We start from the raw sequence: 16,491 nt of genomic DNA on the forward strand, positions 1-16,491 counted from the left end.
TCACAGCGCACCACCCGGGCCACCACCCGACGAAGGAGCAGCCTCATCGCCCTCCATCGCCCTGGCCAGATCCCTATCAATATCCGTGAACGCCTGCGCCACCTGCGTCGAGGCCTCCGCCAACCGGCGCAAGTTCTCCGTCATCTTGCCCCGCGTGTCATCCCACTTGTGCGCGAAATCCCGCACCACCCCCGCCAACCCCTCATGACCCACCGCACCCGCAATCCGATCACTGTTCGCATTCGCGTTCTCGAACTCACCCGCCACCACCGACAAGCTCGACCCCAACTCACGCACCGCATCCAGATCAACCCGCAGATCCACCATCACCAGACCTCCGTCCTGTTCGTCGCCGACCGCCGTCGAGTACCGTCACCGAAGCGTGAGGATACGGTGTCCGTGCAGGTCACACCATGGATATAACTCCCCATGCGGGGTGACCCGACGGCGGCCGGGACGACCGGACGCGCCTACGCCGCCATCAGCTCGCGCAGGGCCTCGACCACGAGTGCGTGGTCGTCCTGCTGCGCCAGACCCGACACCGTCACGACGCCGACGATGCCCACCCCGGCCACCCGCACCGGCACGGCCCCGCCGTGCGCGGAGTACTCCTGGAACGGCAGACCGTGGTCGGCGTTGAAGTCGCTCCCCTTCGCCCGGGCGCGCAGACCCACCAGGTACGACGACGCGCCGAACCGGTAGACGACCCGCACCTTGCGCTTGATCCAGGAGTCGTTGTCTGGCGTGGTGCCGGGGCGCGCCGCGTGGAACACCTGCTGGGTGCCCTTGCGGATGTCGACGGTGACGGGCAGGTCCCGCTCGGTCGCCAGCCCGACCAGCCGCACACCCAGGTCCCACGCCTGCTCGTGCGTGAACGAGGGCAGGACCAGCTCGGCCTCCTGGGCCTCGACCTCGGAGACGACGGCAGTGACATCGAGTTCGCTCATGGCCTCATCCTGGCAGCACCTCAGTCCGTCCCGAACGTCGCCGAGACGTGGTAGACCCCGCCGCCCCAGCCGTCCGCGGGGAACGCGTCGGTCACGCGGATGTAGACCGCCTTGTCCGGCCCGAGGTACGGCGTCAGGTCGAGGGTGTGGTCGGCCTTGTTGGAGCCGTCCCGGATCTGCTCGTCCTCCGCCAGGACCGTGGTCCAGCTCTCGCCGTCCGGCCCGAGGGCCACGACGTACTGGTTGTCGATCGTGAGGGTCGCCTCGGCCGACGTCGCCTCGGCCGGGAACGGGAGCTTGTAGACGAAGCGGCTGGTGCCGTCGGCGAACCGGCTGCCCGCCTGGCTCAGGCCGGACCCGCCCGCGTCCCAGAGCCACGCGACCTCCTCGGTGCTGCCCGCGTCGAAGTCGACCACGCTCGCCACCTGCACCGTGGCGCGCGTGGTCCAGCTCAGACCCGGCCCCGCGGTGACGGTCACGGTCAGCGGATAGCTGCCGTCCGCCACGCCGGCGGGGACCGTCACGTCCAGCGGCACGACCGCCCGGGTGGGCGTCCCGTCCCCCGTGGTGGCGAGCGTCAGCCGGCTGCGGTCCGGGTCGACGGTCCACCCCCGCGGGCCGTCCACCCGCACGTCCACGCGCAGGGGGCGGCGGCCGTCCGACGTGGCCGCGACCCCGACCTCGGTCCGCAGGGCCGACGTCGCACCCGGGCTGGGCATCACCACGAGCTGGTCGGGCGACATGGTCGCGGACAGCGACCGGGCGGGGGCGTCCTGCGGGACGTCCGCGATCAGGGCACTGAGGGCGCTGGACTGGGTGCGCCAGTCGAAGACGTTCGGGTGGTCGGCGCTCGTGCCGCCTGCCCAGCGCTGCCCCAGGCGGTCGGAGGAGTCCCGGTCGGCCGCCCAGATCGTCTCGGCCTGGTGCGCGGCGAACTCCTGGTAGCGCTGGTCGCCGGTGGTGTCCGCCAGGTCCATCAGGTACCGCATGAAGATGCCCTTGAACTGCTTCTGGTTGTCGTCGCAGGACCGGTCCACCCGGTCGCAGGACTCGGTCAGCACGTCGTCGGTGACGAGCGCCGTGGAGTCCAGGGCGGCGTCGGCCAGGCGGCGCGCCTGCGCGAGCAGCTCCGGGTCACCCGTGGCCCGGTACAGCTCCAGGGGTGCGCCGATCGCCAGGCCCTGGTTGTAGCTCCAGACCGTGTCGCCGTTGCTGGCGCAGGCGTCCGTCAGCCCGTCGTTGACCAGGCCGTCGGCATTGATCATGCCGCTGGCGACGTACCAGTCCCACGCCTCCTGCGACCGGTCGAGCCACACCGTGTCGCCCGGGATCCGGTTGTGCAGCTCGGCGGTCAGCCGCACCCACTGGCCGTTGGTCACGGCATTCTTGTAGGTGCGCTCCTCGTTCCACCAGATCCCGCCACCGCACGTGCTCGGGTCCCAGAACCCGTGCATGAACTCGCCGATGGTGCCGGCCATGTCGAGGTACTTCGCCTCGCCGGTCAGGTCGTAGGCGGTGACCCAGTTCAGCGCCCACCACCCGGCGTCGTCGATGGCGCGGCTGGTGAAGTTGCCGTAGATCTCGTCGGTGGACCGCTCGCCCGCCGGGAACGGCCCCTTGTTGGTCTCGAAGCTGTGGTCCAGCACGTCCACGTAGCTGCGGTCACCGGTGCGCAGCATGTAGTCGCCGATCGTCTGCAGCGCGACGGCCGAGTTCCACCAGCTCGACGGGAACCACGCCTTCTCCTGGTCGTAGGACTCCAGCAGCACCTCGGTGGCCACCCGGGCGCGCGCCACGTCGGCCGCCCCCGCGGCCTGGGGGTCCGCACCGGGCGGGCCGGCGTGCGCGAGGGCCGCTGGCTGGCCCCCGGCGGTCAGGGCGACCGCCACGACGGCGGTCAGCAGGGCATTCCGGGTACGACGAAGCATCGACATCGATGGACTCCTCCCCCTGGGTGCGGCGTTGCCCCCAGGCGCTCGTGAATTCACCCAAAACCTACAGGAGAAATGGGTGCAATACACCTATTGGGCGAGGTCGCGGCTCAGCGGGTCGAGCTGCCCGGCACGAGCTGCGTGGGCAGCGTCACCTTGGTGACCTGGCCGGCGTCGCGCAGCTGCGCCAGCACGAGCGCGACCGCCTCGTGGCCCATCCGGGACTCGTCCTGGCGGATGTGGGTGAACCGGTAGCGCGCCTGGTCGTAGAAGGCGTCCGGGTGGTCGAAGCAGACGATGCCGAGGTCGTCCGGCACGGTCCGCCCGGTGCGCTGGGCGGCCTCACGCAGCAGCACCGCGATGTTGTACTCGGTGGCGACCACACCCGTCAGGCCGGGGTTGGCGGCCAGGAACTTCTCGAGCCCGGCGATGTCCTCGTCGGGCGCCACACCGCTGCCCGGCACGGTCGAGCGCACCTGGCGGTACTGGTGCGCCGGGTCGAACGGGACGTGCCGGGTCGCGTGCGCGGCGACGACGCCGTCCAGCCGGTCCTGCACCGTCGACACCGTGCTCGCGGCCGAGACGAGGCCCACGTGGTCGTAGCCCGCGGTGAAGAGCACCTCGGCCGCCTGGCGGCCCGCCGAGACGTTGTCGGAGCAGACCGACGACACCGGGACGCCGTCGAACACCCGGTCCAGGATGGTCACCGGGAACGACCGGGTGATCAGCTCCAGCACCGCGGGCGGCACGTACTGCGAGGAGCTGGGCTCCAGGATGAGCCCCTGGACGCCGTCGGCCACCAGCGCGCGCACCAGGTCGCCCTCGGCCTCGCCGTCCCCCAGGCTCCGCTTGACCACCAGGTTGGCCGCCGTGCCCGACGCGTCCAGCAGGCCCGACAGGACCCGGGTGCCGAAGGTGTCGTCGAAGTCGGTCAGCACGCACCCGATCAGCGGCGCCGGCCCGGACCGTGGGCCGGCCGGGCCGGTCGCGGTGGCACTCACCACGACCGTGCCCAGCCGCGGCCGGCGCGTGATGTAGCCCTCGGAGCGCAGCAGGTCCATCGCCCGCTTGAGCGTGATGGCGCTGACGCCGAGCTGCTTGGTCAGCTCCGCCTCGGCGGGCATCCGGTCGCCGACACCGTAGGTGCCCGCGTGGATGGCGTCACGGAGCTGCTGGTACACCTCGACGTAGAGCGGCTGGCTCACGGATGCCCCTTCACCGGTGGGAGACGACCCACGAATCTACCCCGGACCACGGTCATCGCCGCGCCTCCACCGCGGCCCGCAGCTCCAGCGCCATGATCGCGCTGAGCTGGGTCGAGTAGAACACCGGGGGCTGCGCGGGGTGCCGCCAGTCGTCGCCGGCCAGCAGGTGCCCGTCGCGCTGTGCGGTCTCCCACAGGCGGTCCGTGCTGGTACGCACGAACTCCACGAGCGGCCCGCTGGCGGGCGCTGTCGGCCCGAGGCGGTCCAGGAGCGTGCCCAGGTAGCGGTACAGCACTCCCTTGAACAGGCCCTCGTCTCCCCCGCCGCCCTCGCTGCCCACGATCCCGTCGGGGGCGAGCTCGCGCAGCGCCGTCGTGGCGGTCCGGACGGCCCGGTCGACCAGCTCGGGCTCGGGCCGCACGGCGTCCAGCGCGACCGCCGCGCCGATGTACAGCCCCTGGTTGTAGGTGAAGCGCCACTGCGTGTCGACGCGCCCGTCGCCCTCGCGGTTGATGCCGTCCTCCACGAACCCGTCCGGCCCCACCAGCGTCGCGGTGATCCAGTCGAACGCGGTGCGCCCGCGCTCCAGGTACTCCGGGCGCGGGTCGTGGTCGTACAGCCGCGCGGAGAGGATGACGAACGGCCCGTTGGCGGGCGTGTTCTTGTAGTGGAGCTGCTGCTTGCGCCAGGCCACGCTGGCGCCGTGGGTGTCGTTCCACCCGTGCTCGACGACGTGGTCCCAGATGGAGCGGGCGTCGTCCAGGGGTTCGGTGCGCCCGGTGGCCCGGGCCAGCCGCTCCAGGGCCAGCGCGTACCAGAGCATGTCGTCGAAGTAGTCGTTGAACAGCGAACCCCCGTTCCGCCCGCGCAGGTTCGCGCTCGTGGCCCGCGCCGCCGCCAGCCAGCGTGCGTCTCCGGTCCGCGCGAAGGCGTCCAGCCGCACGTCGATCACGTGCGCCAGCCACCAGTAGTTGAACGTCGAGTTGTCACCGACGGGGTAGGTGTTGTCGAGCAGCTGCGGCTCGGCCGTGCCGAAGAAGTGGTCCAGGCTGCGCTGGGCCAGGTCGGCGCGGGCGGACCAGGGGTTCGGTGCGTTCATGTGGTTCGGGTCGTCCTCACTGCGCGCGGAGCGCGCGTCGTGGTTCGGGGCGCGGAGCGCGCGCCGTCGTCCTCGGGGTTCACTGCGCGTTGTCCGCCAGGATCTGGTCGCCCAGCTCCTGGGCCTCGGCAAGTGCCGTCGCCGCGTCCACCTCCCCGCCCAGGAACCGTTCGAGGGCGGGGATCAGGGCCTTGCCCTCGACGTCGGAGGCACCGGGCACGTTCGAGCGCACCTGGGCGTACTCCATGGTCTCGATGAACGCCTGGTAGCGGTCGTCCTGCGTGAAGTACGGGTCGTTGGCGGCCTCGACGTTCGCCGGGATCCAGCCGGAGATCTTCGCGAAGCCGACGCCGTTGGCAGGCTGGGTGGTCCACCACTTCATGAACTCCCAGGCGCCGTCAGGGTTGCCCGCGCCCTGCGGGATGACCAGCCCGAAGCCGCCCATGCCCGCGCCCCGCTCGCCGTCGGGGCCGACGGGCGGCTGCACGATGCCGTAGTCCACCTCGGCCTCGTCCAGCGCGGTCAGGGCCCACGGCCCGTCGTACTTGAGGGCGACGCCGCCCTCGGCGAACGCGTCCACGCCCTCGCCGAAGCCGGGCTCGTACACGCCGGCGTCCAGCAGGCTCTGCCAGAACTCCAGCACCTCCAGGCCCTCCGGGCCGTTGAAGGCGGTGGTCGTGCCGTCGTCGCTGAACATCTGGCCGCCGGCCTGCTTCAGCCAGATGTTGAACAGGCCCGGGTCGTCGAGCGCGAAGCCGGCCACGCTCAGCGTGCCGCCCTCCCGCTCGGTCGCGGCCTCGGCGGCCTTCTTGAGCCCGGCCCAGTCCGTCGGCGGCTCGACGCCGGCGTCCGCCAGCAGCTCCGCGTTGTAGAACAGCGACCGGTTGTCCACGAGCAGCGGCAGGCCGTAGGTCTGGCCGTCGACGACGAGCTCGCCCATCGCCTGCTCGTAGAACTGCGCGGTGTCCACGCCGTCCGCCTCGAGGTACTCGTCGATCGGCGCGAGCGCGTTCTTGGGCACGTACAGCGGGGTGGCGTACCGGTCCCAGAGCACGACGTCGGGCACGCTGCCCGACGCCAGCGCCGTCAACAGCTTCTCCTCGACGAGCTCCTGGCCCACGTAGGTGACCTCGTACTCGTCCTGGGCCTCGTTGAACGCGTCGGCCTGCTGCTGGAGCTGCTTGGCCTGGGCGCCGGACCAGGAGCCCCAGAAGGTCACCTCCTCGGGTCCGCCGCCGGACCCGCCGTCCGACGCGCCGCCGCACGCGGTCAGGGTTCCGGCCAGGACCGCGGCCGCGGCGAGGGCCCCGGCGATCCGTGGTGCACGCTTCATGACTCTGCTCCTTTGCAGTGTGTTGCTCATTTGGTTCCTGAGTGGGCGAAGTTCTCGATGATGTAGCGCTGGGCGAGCACGAAGACGACCAGGACGGGCAGGCTCGCCAGGATCGTCCCGGCCAGCAGGGGCCCGTATTCGGTCTGGTACTCGTTGACGTACCCGGCCAGGCCCACCTGCACGGTGAGCATCTCGGGGTCGTTGAGGGCGATGAGGGGCCACAGGAAGCTGTTCCACCCGGCCTGGAAGGTGAGCACGCCGAGCACGGCCAGGCCGGCCCGGGCCAGCGGCAGGTAGATGTTCCAGAAGATGCGGAACTCGCTCGCGCCGTCGATACGGGCGGCGTCGCCGAGCTCGTCGGGCAGCGCCTGGAAGAACTGGCGCATGAAGAACACCGCGAACGGCCCGGCGGCGAACGGGATGAGCACGGCGCCGTAGCTGTTGATGAAGCCCGCACCGCCCTCGCCGAACAGGTCGTTGCCCCCCACCAGCGGGAACCGGCGCAGCACCAGGAAGGTGGGGACCATGGTGATGATGCCCGGCACCATCATGGAGCCGAGGAACAGCGAGAAGACCACGCCGCGGCCGCGGAAGTGCAGCTTGGCCAGCGCGTACCCGGCCAGGCCCCCGAAGAACAGGTTGGTGGCCACGCCGCCGAGCGCGATGATCGCCGAGTTGGCCAGGTAGCGGCCGAAGGGCCCGTCGGTGAACAGGGTCACGTAGTTGGCGAGCGTGGGGTTCTCGGGCAGGAGCCGGAGGTAGGACGAGAGGATCTCGCCCTCCGGCTTCAGCGACGTGGCCAGCGTCCAGACCAGCGGCATCACGGTGGTGAGGCTGATCAGCACGACGGCGAGGGTCCACAGCACCCGGCCGGTCACGCTCCGGGCGGTCGGAGGCCGCTTGACGGGCGCCGGTGGCGCGGCTGCGGTCGCGGCGACGACGATGCCCGCCGGTGCGGGGCTGGTGGGCGCGCTCATCGGTCGTTCTCCCGTCCGGTGGCGCGGGCGTTGGCGACGGAGAACACGAGGATGACGAGGAACAGCACGAACGACAGTGCCGAGGCGTATCCCATCTCCAGCCGGCCGAACCCGCGGTCGTAGATGTAGTAGACGAGGGTGAGGGTCGAGTTGCCGGGGCCGCCCTTGGTCAGCACGTACGCCTGGTCGAACACCTGGAAGGCGGCGATGAGCAGCAGCGTGAGGATGAGGAACGTGGCCCGGGAGATGGCCGGCAGGGTCACGTGCCAGAACACCCGGAACGCCCCGGCCCCGTCGACGCGGGCGGCGTCCACGAGCTCGCCGGGCACGCCCTGGAGCGCGCCGAGGTAGATGATCATGTTGGCGCCGAACCCGGCCCAGACGCTCATCATGACGATGGCGATCATGGCCCAGCGGGACTCGTACAGCCACGCCGGGCCGTCGATGCCGAACCAGCCGAGCACCGCGTTGAGCAGTCCGTACTGGGGGTTGAGCAGCCAGAACCAGATGGCGGCGGTCGCGACGGTCGAGGAGACGACCGGGATGTAGAACAGGGTGCGGAACACACGCGAGACGCGGGTGCTGCGATTCAGCAGCAGCGCGGTGCCGAGCGCGACCACCAGGCCGGCCGGCACGTACAGCACCGTGTAGAGCGCGGTGTTGCGCACGGCCACCCAGAAGATCGGGTCACCGGCGATGCGGGCGTAGTTGTCCAGGCCCACCCACTGGAAGTCGCCGATGACGGCGTAGTCGGTCAGGCTCAGGCCGACCGCCATGACCACCGGGAGCAGCAGGAAGACCGCGAACAGCAGCACCGGTACCGCGAGGAAGATCCACGCGCTGATGGTCTGCTGGCGTCGGGTGGCGCTGACCGCCGGCGCCGGGGCACTGCTGAGCTTCATGGTCCGAACTCCGTCGTCCGTGTTCTCGCCGGGACGTCGTCGACCCGGCTGCCCGCAGCGTAGGGAGCGCTTTACCCCTATGTCAACGTATAGAAATAGGTGTAATAGCGGAAGACGCGGGCGCCGGCCCGCGTGGCGCCCGCCTACACCGCGATGAGCACCACCGCCGCACCGGCCACCACCAGCCCGGACACCTGGCCCGCCGACAGCCGCTCGCGCAGGAGCACCACCGCAAGCAGCACGGGGACGGCCGGGTACAGCGACGCCAGGACGGTCGTGGTGGTCAGCAGGCCCTCGGCGACCGCCGCCCAGTACAGGACGGTGGCGACCGTCCCGACGCCACCCGCCACGAGGGCCGCCCACGTGGCGCGCCGGGACAGGCGCGCCGGCGCACCGAGCGCCACGGCCAGGGCGACGATGACGACGACGGAGACCCCGCGGCTCGCCACGAGGGGCCACGCCCCGGCCTCGGCGGGGATGCGGGCGACGGCGACGAAGTGCGCGGCGATGCCCACACCGGCGAGCAGCGCGTCCGGCACGCCGTCGACCGTGCGCCGCACGCCGCGCGAGCCGCCCGCACCGGGTGCCGGACGGCGGCGCGAGACCAGCCAGACCGCCACCAGCGCCAGGAGGATCCCGGCGACGGCGAGCGGCGAGGGCCGCTCGTGCAGCAGCGTGACACCCACCACGACCGGGAGCGCCACCCCGGCCAGGTCGCTCACCGGGGCGACGACGCTCATCGGCCCCCGGCTCATCGCCCGGTAGAGGAACGCGACCCCGACACCGGTGCCGAGCCCGGACAGCACGCCCCACCAGAGGGTCCCCGCCGTCGGGTGCCCCGCGGGCAGCAGGACGGCGACCGGGACGCTGAGCACCGTGCCGCCCACCTGTGCGACGGCCGCCACCGTCACGCCGTTCCAGGTGCGGGACACGACACCGTTGACGAAGTGCGTCAGCCCGAAGCACAGGGCCGACAGCAGCGCCAGGACCTCGGTCACGGTGTCATCCCGGGCTACGCCTCCGGCGCTCTCGCCTGCGCCTCCCGCTCGGCGGCCCCGACCGGGCAGTGGTCCGCACCGCCGTCCAGGCACGACTCCCGGTCGCACAGCCGGCACAGCCACTGGCTGTCCGGCCGTTCGCCGTACACGGCGGTCAGCACCTTCTCGAGAATCCCCGAGAGCGTGTCCCGCTCGTCCGCGTCCAGGGCGGAGAGCAGAGCGCCCACCCGGTCCTCCCGGCTGGTCAGCACCGACCGCGCTGCCTGCGCACCCTGCGGCGTGAGGTGGACGGTCACCCACTTGCCCAGGGACGGACGCCGTTCGGCGAGCCCCCGCCCGACCAGCGCGTCCACCATGCGCGTCGCGGCCGACTGGGTCAGGCCGACCCTGCGCCCGAGCTCGGTGGTGGACAGGCCCGGGGTCGCGGACAGCACCACCAGGGCCGCCGTACCACTGGGTCCGGTCGCGGCAGCCGCGGTCGCCGCCCCCAGCAGCACGTCGGTCACCGCCAGGGACGCCGCGCCGAGCAGGTTCGCCGTCCTGTCATGCATGACTCATGCATATCAAGTGATCCACGTCACCGCAACGGCCGCGTCGCCCAGGCGCTCGGAGGTGTGCCGGCTGCGGGCCCGGAAGACCGTCGTCGGGCCGCGCACCCGGCCGGATCCGGGGCGCCGCGTCTGGCGCGGACCCGCAGCATTCCGCGGGCCCTGGATCGTCATCGGGCCAAGGTTCAGGCACGGGTCGAAGGTCGGGCCGGCACTGGGTTCAGGTTCAACCTCAGGTTGAGAGTTGGCCCGGCATCGTTCGACCTCGGACCACCGGCCCCGAGGCGCCGCCCTACCCGGGACGGGGCGGAATGCCGGGCCGCGACAGGCAGTTGAGGACGTCGTGAGCCTCCTGACAGACCCCGCGTTCGACACCCCGGCCTACGACGACTCCGTGCTGGACGACGCCGCCTGGTCGTCGCTCACCGGCGAGCACGCCCACCTGGCCGAGGGCGGCGATCTCGTGCGCCGGTACCCCGTCGACGTCTCCCCCTTCGCCGCCGTGCGGACCTGGGACGACCCCGACGTGTGGGCCGCGATCATCGACCTGGTCGGGTACGACGCCGACTTCCCCGCTCCGCCCGAGTCGGTGGCGCTGCCGGCAGGCTGGACGCGCGGCGAGCTGCACGCGGGCGTGCAGCTCGTCGAGACCGACCGGATCGCCGCCCGGCCGGACCCGGAGGCCGTCGTGCTGGGCGAGGCCGACGTGCCGGAGATGCTCGACCTCGTGGCCCGTGCCAAGCCGGGCCCGTTCCTGCCGCGCACCCACGAGCTCGGCCGGTACGTCGGCATCCGGCGTGACGGGCGGCTGGCGGCGATGGCGGGCGAACGCCTGCGCCCTGCGGGCTGGACCGAGATCAGCGCGGTCGCCACCGACGAGCGGTACCGCGGGCAGGGCCTGGCCTCACGCCTCGTGCTCGACGTGGTGCACCACGTCCACGAGCGCGGCGCCCGGGCGCTGATGCACGCCGCGGCGGGCAACACGAACGCGATCCGGCTCTACGAGAGCCTCGGGTTCGTGCTGCGCCGCCGCAACGAGTTCGGGACCGTGCGCACCCCGTCCGCCGCCTGACGTCTTCGGGGTCGCGCGCGCCGCGTCCGTGGTGTGCCGGCGTCAGTGGCCGGCCGGGGCTTCCTCCGCCTTCTTGCGGGACGGCAGCAGGTGCAGCACGGCCACCACGACGGCGCCGACCACGAGGCCGACCACGGCGGAGCAGAACGTGTTGAACAGCCAGCCCAGCGTCCCGCCGAGAGCGCCGGTCGCGTCGTGGATCGCCACCTCCAGGTGGTGCACCCACTCATAGGGCGCCGGCACCCAGCCGGTGCCGTCGGCACCGAGGTTGACCAGCAGGATGTGCCCGCCCACCCACAGCATCGCGACGGTGCCGACCACGGAGATCACGGCGAGCACCCGCGGCATCGCCTTGACCAGGCCCCGGCCCAGCCGCCGGGAGAAGCCGGACTCCCGCTCGGCGAGCCGCAGCCCGACGTCGTCCATCTTCACGATGGCCGCCACGATGCCGTAGACGATGACCGTGATGACCAGGGCCACCACGACCAGGATCGCCAGCCGTGACCAGAACGGCTGGTCGGCCACCTCGGCGAGCGCGATCACCATGATCTCGGCCGACAGGATCAGGTCGGTGCGGATCGCGCCCGCGATCATCTTCTGCTCCGCCTCGGGGCTGACCTCGGTGGCGGGCACCTCGGCGTCGTGGTGGCCGGAGACCTTGTGCCAGATCTTCTCCGCGCCCTCGTACGCCAGGTAGGTGCCGCCGACCATGAGGATGATCGGCAGCGCCCACGGCAGGAACTGGCTGAGCAGCAGGGCGGCCGGGAGGATGAAGATCAGCTTGTTCCGGATCGACCCGATCGCGATCTTCTTCACGATGGGCAGCTCGCGCTGCGCCGCGACGCTCCGCAGGTACTGGGGCGTGACGGCGGTGTCGTCCACCACCACGCCCGCGGCCTTCGCGGTCGCGCGCCCCGCGGCCGCGCCGACGTCGTCGATGGACGCCGCCGCCAGCTTCGCGAGCGCCGCGATGTCGTCCAGGAGTCCCATCAGGCCGCCCACGGCGCCTCCCGGTGCGATCGATGTGTCGTCATGCCCGCAGCCTATGCAACACGGCCGCCCCGGGCGTCACCGACGCAGCGGGGTGAGCTGCACGTAGTCGAGGTTCCAGTTCTGGTAGGCGCCGGAGGGCAGGTCGATCCGGAGCGTGTGCGTGCCCTTCTCCAGCCGCTGGGCGACACCGCTCGGCTGGAGCACCTGCTTCGCGTGGCTGGTGGTGTTCGCGACCTCGACCGGCGGGCCGACGGTACCGCCGTCGAACGTCACGGTGTAGGTACCCGCCGGCGAGTAGGGCGACGAGGCGCGCACGGCCACCTCGTAGGCGCCGTCCCGGGGCACCTCGACCGCATAGGTGAGCCACTCGCCGCCGCGCATCCAGCCGAGGCTGACGGCGCCGTCCAGGTCCTGGATGTCCACGCCCTCCCCCGGGCGCATCTGGAGGTTGCTGCGGTTGGCGGGCTCCAGGTCGTGATAGCCCACGCCCTCGCCGGGCAGGAAGTCCTCGGCCTGGACCCGGACGGCGCCGCGCGGCAGCGGGTCACCCTCCCCGGTGCGCAGCCAGCGCTCGATCTTCTCGACGTCGTCGGTCTGGAAGATCGTGGTGCGGTATCCCTCGACCAGCGCCTGCCAGCCGCGCAACGGATCGATCAGCGAGGCCTCGTCGGTCATCCGCTCCGACAGGCCGTCCCACATCGTGTTGCTCCAGACCCGGCTCCCGCTCGCCACCCGGTCGAGGAACGGACGGCGCGCGACGGCGTCCGCGGTGCTGTCGAAGTTGACCTCGTAGGCCACGGGCTGGTCGTCGCCGAACCGGTCGACGTCCGCGAGGTTCGCGTCGGTGACCATGTGCATGTAGACGGCGCCGCGGTGCGTGGCGCGGAACTCCTGGACCTGGTCCACGGGTGCGTCCGACTTGAACAGGCCGTTGCGCACCGTGCCGGTCTCGGTCAGCACGTCCCAGATCTCCTCCCGGAACGGCCAGCCCTTGTCGAGGTTGACCAGGCCGTGATCCTTGGCCAGGAGCATCGCCTCAGCCAGCGTCGGCACGCGCTCGTCGGTGAGCGCCGCCTGCGCGCCGCCCAGACCCTCGCGGAGCCGGAGACCACGGACCTGCTCCAGCGTGAGGCTGTCCACGGGACCGGTCCCGTTCGTGGTGCGGTCCACGGTGGTGTCGTGCATGAGCACGGGCACGCCGTCGGCCGTGAGCCGGACGTCCAGCTCGACGATCTCCGCGCCGTCCTCGAACGCCGCCAGGATCGCGGGCGCGCTGTTCTCGGGTGCGGAGCGCCACTGCGCACGGTGGGCCGCCGTGAGGATCTTGGCGTCGGGACCGTGGTCGAGCAGGTCGCGGTAGGCGCGGTCGGCGGCCGTGCGTCCTCCGAGGCCCGGGCCGCCGTGAGAGACGGCCTGCGCGGGGCCTGCCTGCGCGGGAACGGCGTCGGCCGGGCTCCCGGTGGAGAGCGGGACGAGGGACGCGACGGTGCCCGACAGCACCAGCGCGACGGCGGAGACGACGGCACCCGCCCGGGCGCCACGACGTGTGTTCATGAGGGTGAGCCTCGCGCCGCCGCCGGCCGGACGGGCGACCGGCAGGCGGCGCGGGGCTGAACACTCGCTGAACCCTGCTCCTCAGCAGGTCGTGGCCGGTCAGCAGGTCACGCGCGCGTCCGCCCAGTCGGCGTGGTCGAAGTTCTTGCCGTCGCCGCCCTCGTCCGCGACCAGCCGCAGCCGCCGCACACCGGTGACGTCGACGTCCAGCGGCACGCCGCCGTCGTCGTTGGACAGCACGGGCGTCTCCGTCAGCAGCACGCCGTCGCCGTAGACCTGGAACCGCACGGAGCCCACGCCGGTGTCGCCCGGCTTGTCGAGCACCTCGTCGTCGATGCCGACCACCGCGGTGAACCGCGTGCACGTGCCGCCGAGCCACGCCGTCACGGAGCCGGTGGCGTGCATGCCCACGCCCTTGTCGTAGGTGACGCCCGCGATCCGCAGCGGGCCGCCGTCACCGCCCGCGGCCTCCCCGTTGGACCGGTCGCGCTCGACCGGGCCGTACCCGTTGGTCTCGTCGATCCAGTCGAGGTCGGACACGTGGTGCGTGCCGGTCAGGGCCGGCGGCGTCACCCAGAGGGTGGCCTGGCCGGCCGCCGTGAACTGCTCCCGCCCCGCACGGTAGCCCACGTCGACCGGCAGCTCGAACGTGCCGGTGGCCCCGTCGGCGGGCACCTGGACCCGCCACGTGACCCGCGCCGTGCGCCCGGCGCCGAGCCGGGCCACCGTCTCGGTGCCGTGGTCCGCGACCCATCCTGCGGGCAGGTCCGGCGTCAGCCGCACCCGCGTCACGTCGCGGTCGGCCACCGTGAACGCGGCCGTCACCGCCACCGTGCCGCCCGGTTCGACGTCCGCCTCGACCGGCTCGACGTCCAGCGTCGCCGCGGGCCGCGCCTCGATCTCGTCCAGGCACGAGGCGCCCGGCCGGGTCGCGGCGCACACGACCGCCAGGAAGCCGCCGTTGTCCGCGGTCGGGATCTCCAGCGTCTGTCCTGCGGCGGCACGCACCGTGGTGTGCACCGTGGCCGAGCCGTCCGTGCCGTCGTCGGCGAGCAGGTCGACCACGGCCGCACCGCGGACCAGGCCCGCGAGCGGGAGGCGGAGCGGGGCGCCCGAGCCCGCCCGCAGACCGCCGACGAACCAGCGGTCGCCGGACCGGCGCGCCAGCACCGCGTCCCGCCCCGGCGTGCCACCCAGCAGCCGCACCTCGTCCCAGCGGGCCGGGACGTTCCGGAGGAACGGCAGCGCGGCGGGCTCGGCGTCGTACCCCTCGGGCCGGTCGGACATGTGCTGCCAGCCCGACTCGTACACCACGCTCATCGCGGCCTGCTGGGCGCGCGACGTCTTGTCGTTGTCACGGGAGAACACGACCGGCGTGAAGTCCATGGAGCCGACGACGTTGCGGGTGAACGGCACCACCACGTTGCGCTCGGGGCTCACGCCGTTCTCCATGCCGCGCACCGACTCGTAGCTCATGATGTGCGGCCACGTGCGCTGCAGGCCCGTGGGCAGCGCCGAGCCGTGGAAGTTGAGCATCAGCTCGTACCGTGCCGTGTCCCGGGCCACGTCCTCGTACCACTGGTGGATCTCCTGGGAGTCGGAGTCCATGAAGTCCACCTTGAGCCCGCTCACGCCCCACGCCTTGAGCCGGGGCAGCCACTCGTCGCGCTGCTCCTGGGTGCGCAGGTCGCGGTTGTGGAACCAGACGATCACGTCGACGCCGCGGGTGTGCGCGTACCGCACCGTACGCGGCACCCAGGTGGCGTCCCAGCCCTCGTCGAGGAGCACGTACTCCCAGCCGTTGCGCGCCGACAGGTCCACGAAGTCCCGCTGGCGCGCCTCGTCGCGCGGGCTGGCCGGGTCGGTGAGCCAGCTCCAGCTCGACCGGCCCGGACGGATCCAGTCCGCCCCCGGGTCCAGCGCGGCGGGCGTCGCCAGGTCGTCCACCAGGTTCGAGCCGACGACGCCGGGCAGGTCACCGACCACCGCCACCCGCCACGGGCTCGCCACACCACCGGCCGAGGCCCCGGACGACGTCACCGGGCGCCCCTCGAACAGCTCGACGGAGTAGCGCAGCGTGCCCGGCTCGTGCGCCAGGTGCGTGCCGGACCACTGACCGTGCACGTCGGACTCCGTGACCAGCGCGTACCGGTCGCCCTGCTGGAACAGCACCGGGTACCCGACGCTCGTGGCCCCGTGGCCCTCCGCCGCCGTGGTGGTGGCCCACTCCGCCTCGTAGTTCACGGCGTACGAGCGCTGCATCCACGCGGGTCCGTCGGCGGCCGGCTCCCACGCGCCGGACTCGTCGTCCACCCGGTGCTCACCGGCACCGTCCAGCAGGTAGCGGTAGGCCACGCCGTCGCGGGCCACGCGGACCGCGATGCCGAGCCGGGCGCCCGCGGCGTCCTCGAAGGTGAAGACCGACTCGCGGTGGTCGTAGGAGCGGCGGAGGCTCTTGCCCGTCGTCATGGCATACGTGTCGGAGACCCGCCGGTCCTGACGGCTCACGAACGTCAGGCCCGTGGTGAGGTCACCGTCGCTGCCGCGCAGCCCCAGCCGGGTCGCCGAGAGCACCGTGGCGCCGTCGGCGACCACGTCGAGCGTGACCTGCCCGGCATCGTCCAGCCGCAGCACGCCGTCCAGCCCGGAGCCGCGCGGCCCGTCCACGCGCCACACGTCGACGCCGTCCGGCGGGTCGCCCGCCGCGGTGGCGCCCGTGACGGGCGCGGCGCTCGCGGTGCCGCCGACGACGAGGCCGCTGGCGGCCAGCGCGATCACTGACACCGCTGTCATCAGCTGGGACACAGGACCGAACGCAGGTAGGTGCTTCACGAGGTCTCCCTTGACTCCGGCAACCGGCGCCCGGTGCGCCGCCGGACAGGCTAGGTAGGCCGGAGGCGACCGGTCAACACCCCGGCCGCGGGCGGGGCGG

Annotated in this window: 14 protein-coding genes; 1 reads left to right on the plus strand and 13 read right to left on the minus strand. The window is 72.4% G+C overall.

Annotation, left to right across the window (positions count from 1 at the left end; genetic code table 11):
• The 10 genes from ACO229_RS09705 to ACO229_RS09750 form a co-directional block, all read right to left on the minus strand.
• Positions 1 to 330 (minus strand): hypothetical protein, encoded by a 330-nt coding sequence (locus tag ACO229_RS09705; protein ID WP_423464730.1) that lies wholly within the window; start codon positions 328 to 330, stop codon positions 1 to 3.
• Positions 331 to 470: 140 nt separating this feature from the next.
• Positions 471 to 947, minus strand: coding sequence for a heme-degrading domain-containing protein (locus ACO229_RS09710; protein WP_423464731.1), 477 nt, complete (start codon positions 945 to 947; stop codon positions 471 to 473).
• 20 nt (positions 948 to 967) lie between these two features.
• On the minus strand, positions 968 to 2,881 hold the full coding sequence (locus ACO229_RS09715; RefSeq protein WP_423464732.1) for a glycoside hydrolase family 76 protein: 1,914 nt from the start codon (positions 2,879 to 2,881) through the stop codon (positions 968 to 970).
• Positions 2,882 to 2,988: 107 nt separating this feature from the next.
• Positions 2,989 to 4,083, minus strand: a complete 1,095-nt coding sequence (locus ACO229_RS09720; protein WP_397419266.1) for a GntR family transcriptional regulator — start codon at positions 4,081 to 4,083, stop codon at positions 2,989 to 2,991.
• Positions 4,084 to 4,135: 52 nt separating this feature from the next.
• Positions 4,136 to 5,182, minus strand: coding sequence for a glycoside hydrolase family 76 protein (locus tag ACO229_RS09725; protein WP_397419268.1), 1,047 nt, complete (start codon positions 5,180 to 5,182; stop codon positions 4,136 to 4,138).
• Between the two features lie 79 nt (positions 5,183 to 5,261).
• Positions 5,262 to 6,515 (minus strand): ABC transporter substrate-binding protein, encoded by a 1,254-nt coding sequence (locus ACO229_RS09730; RefSeq protein WP_423464733.1) that lies wholly within the window; start codon positions 6,513 to 6,515, stop codon positions 5,262 to 5,264.
• 26 nt (positions 6,516 to 6,541) lie between these two features.
• Positions 6,542 to 7,492, minus strand: coding sequence for a carbohydrate ABC transporter permease (locus ACO229_RS09735; protein ID WP_397419272.1), 951 nt, complete (start codon positions 7,490 to 7,492; stop codon positions 6,542 to 6,544).
• Positions 7,489 to 8,394, minus strand: coding sequence for a carbohydrate ABC transporter permease (locus ACO229_RS09740; RefSeq protein WP_397419274.1), 906 nt, complete (start codon positions 8,392 to 8,394; stop codon positions 7,489 to 7,491). Before ACO229_RS09740 ends, ACO229_RS09735 begins: the two co-directional genes overlap by 4 nt.
• Before the next feature lie 143 nt (positions 8,395 to 8,537).
• Entirely contained in the window at positions 8,538 to 9,392 is an 855-nt protein-coding gene (locus ACO229_RS09745; RefSeq protein WP_423464735.1) for an EamA family transporter, read from the minus strand.
• 14 nt (positions 9,393 to 9,406) lie between these two features.
• Positions 9,407 to 9,943, minus strand: coding sequence for a MarR family winged helix-turn-helix transcriptional regulator (locus ACO229_RS09750; protein ID WP_397430178.1), 537 nt, complete (start codon positions 9,941 to 9,943; stop codon positions 9,407 to 9,409).
• A 340-nt stretch (positions 9,944 to 10,283) separates the two neighbouring features.
• On the opposite strand from ACO229_RS09750, the gene ACO229_RS09755 reads away from it, so the two are divergent.
• Entirely contained in the window at positions 10,284 to 11,012 is a 729-nt protein-coding gene (locus ACO229_RS09755; RefSeq protein WP_423464736.1) for a GNAT family N-acetyltransferase, read from the plus strand.
• A 42-nt stretch (positions 11,013 to 11,054) separates the two neighbouring features.
• Here ACO229_RS09755 and ACO229_RS09760 read toward each other — a convergent pair whose 3' ends face one another.
• The 3 genes from ACO229_RS09760 to ACO229_RS09770 form a co-directional block, all read right to left on the minus strand.
• Positions 11,055 to 12,002: a DUF808 domain-containing protein gene (locus tag ACO229_RS09760; RefSeq protein WP_397430176.1), complete on the minus strand. Its 948-nt coding sequence runs from the start codon at positions 12,000 to 12,002 to the stop codon at positions 11,055 to 11,057.
• 78 nt (positions 12,003 to 12,080) lie between these two features.
• Complete coding sequence (locus tag ACO229_RS09765) at positions 12,081 to 13,559, minus strand: glycerophosphodiester phosphodiesterase family protein (protein ID WP_423464737.1); 1,479 nt, start codon at positions 13,557 to 13,559, stop codon at positions 12,081 to 12,083.
• Positions 13,560 to 13,658: 99 nt separating this feature from the next.
• Positions 13,659 to 16,352, minus strand: a complete 2,694-nt coding sequence (locus tag ACO229_RS09770) for a glycoside hydrolase family 97 catalytic domain-containing protein (RefSeq protein WP_423464738.1) — start codon at positions 16,350 to 16,352, stop codon at positions 13,659 to 13,661.
• Positions 16,353 to 16,491 lie beyond the last annotated feature (139 nt).

Source organism: Promicromonospora sp. MS192, from assembly GCF_049532985.1.
In the GTDB taxonomy this organism is placed as follows: domain Bacteria; phylum Actinomycetota; class Actinomycetes; order Actinomycetales; family Cellulomonadaceae; genus Promicromonospora.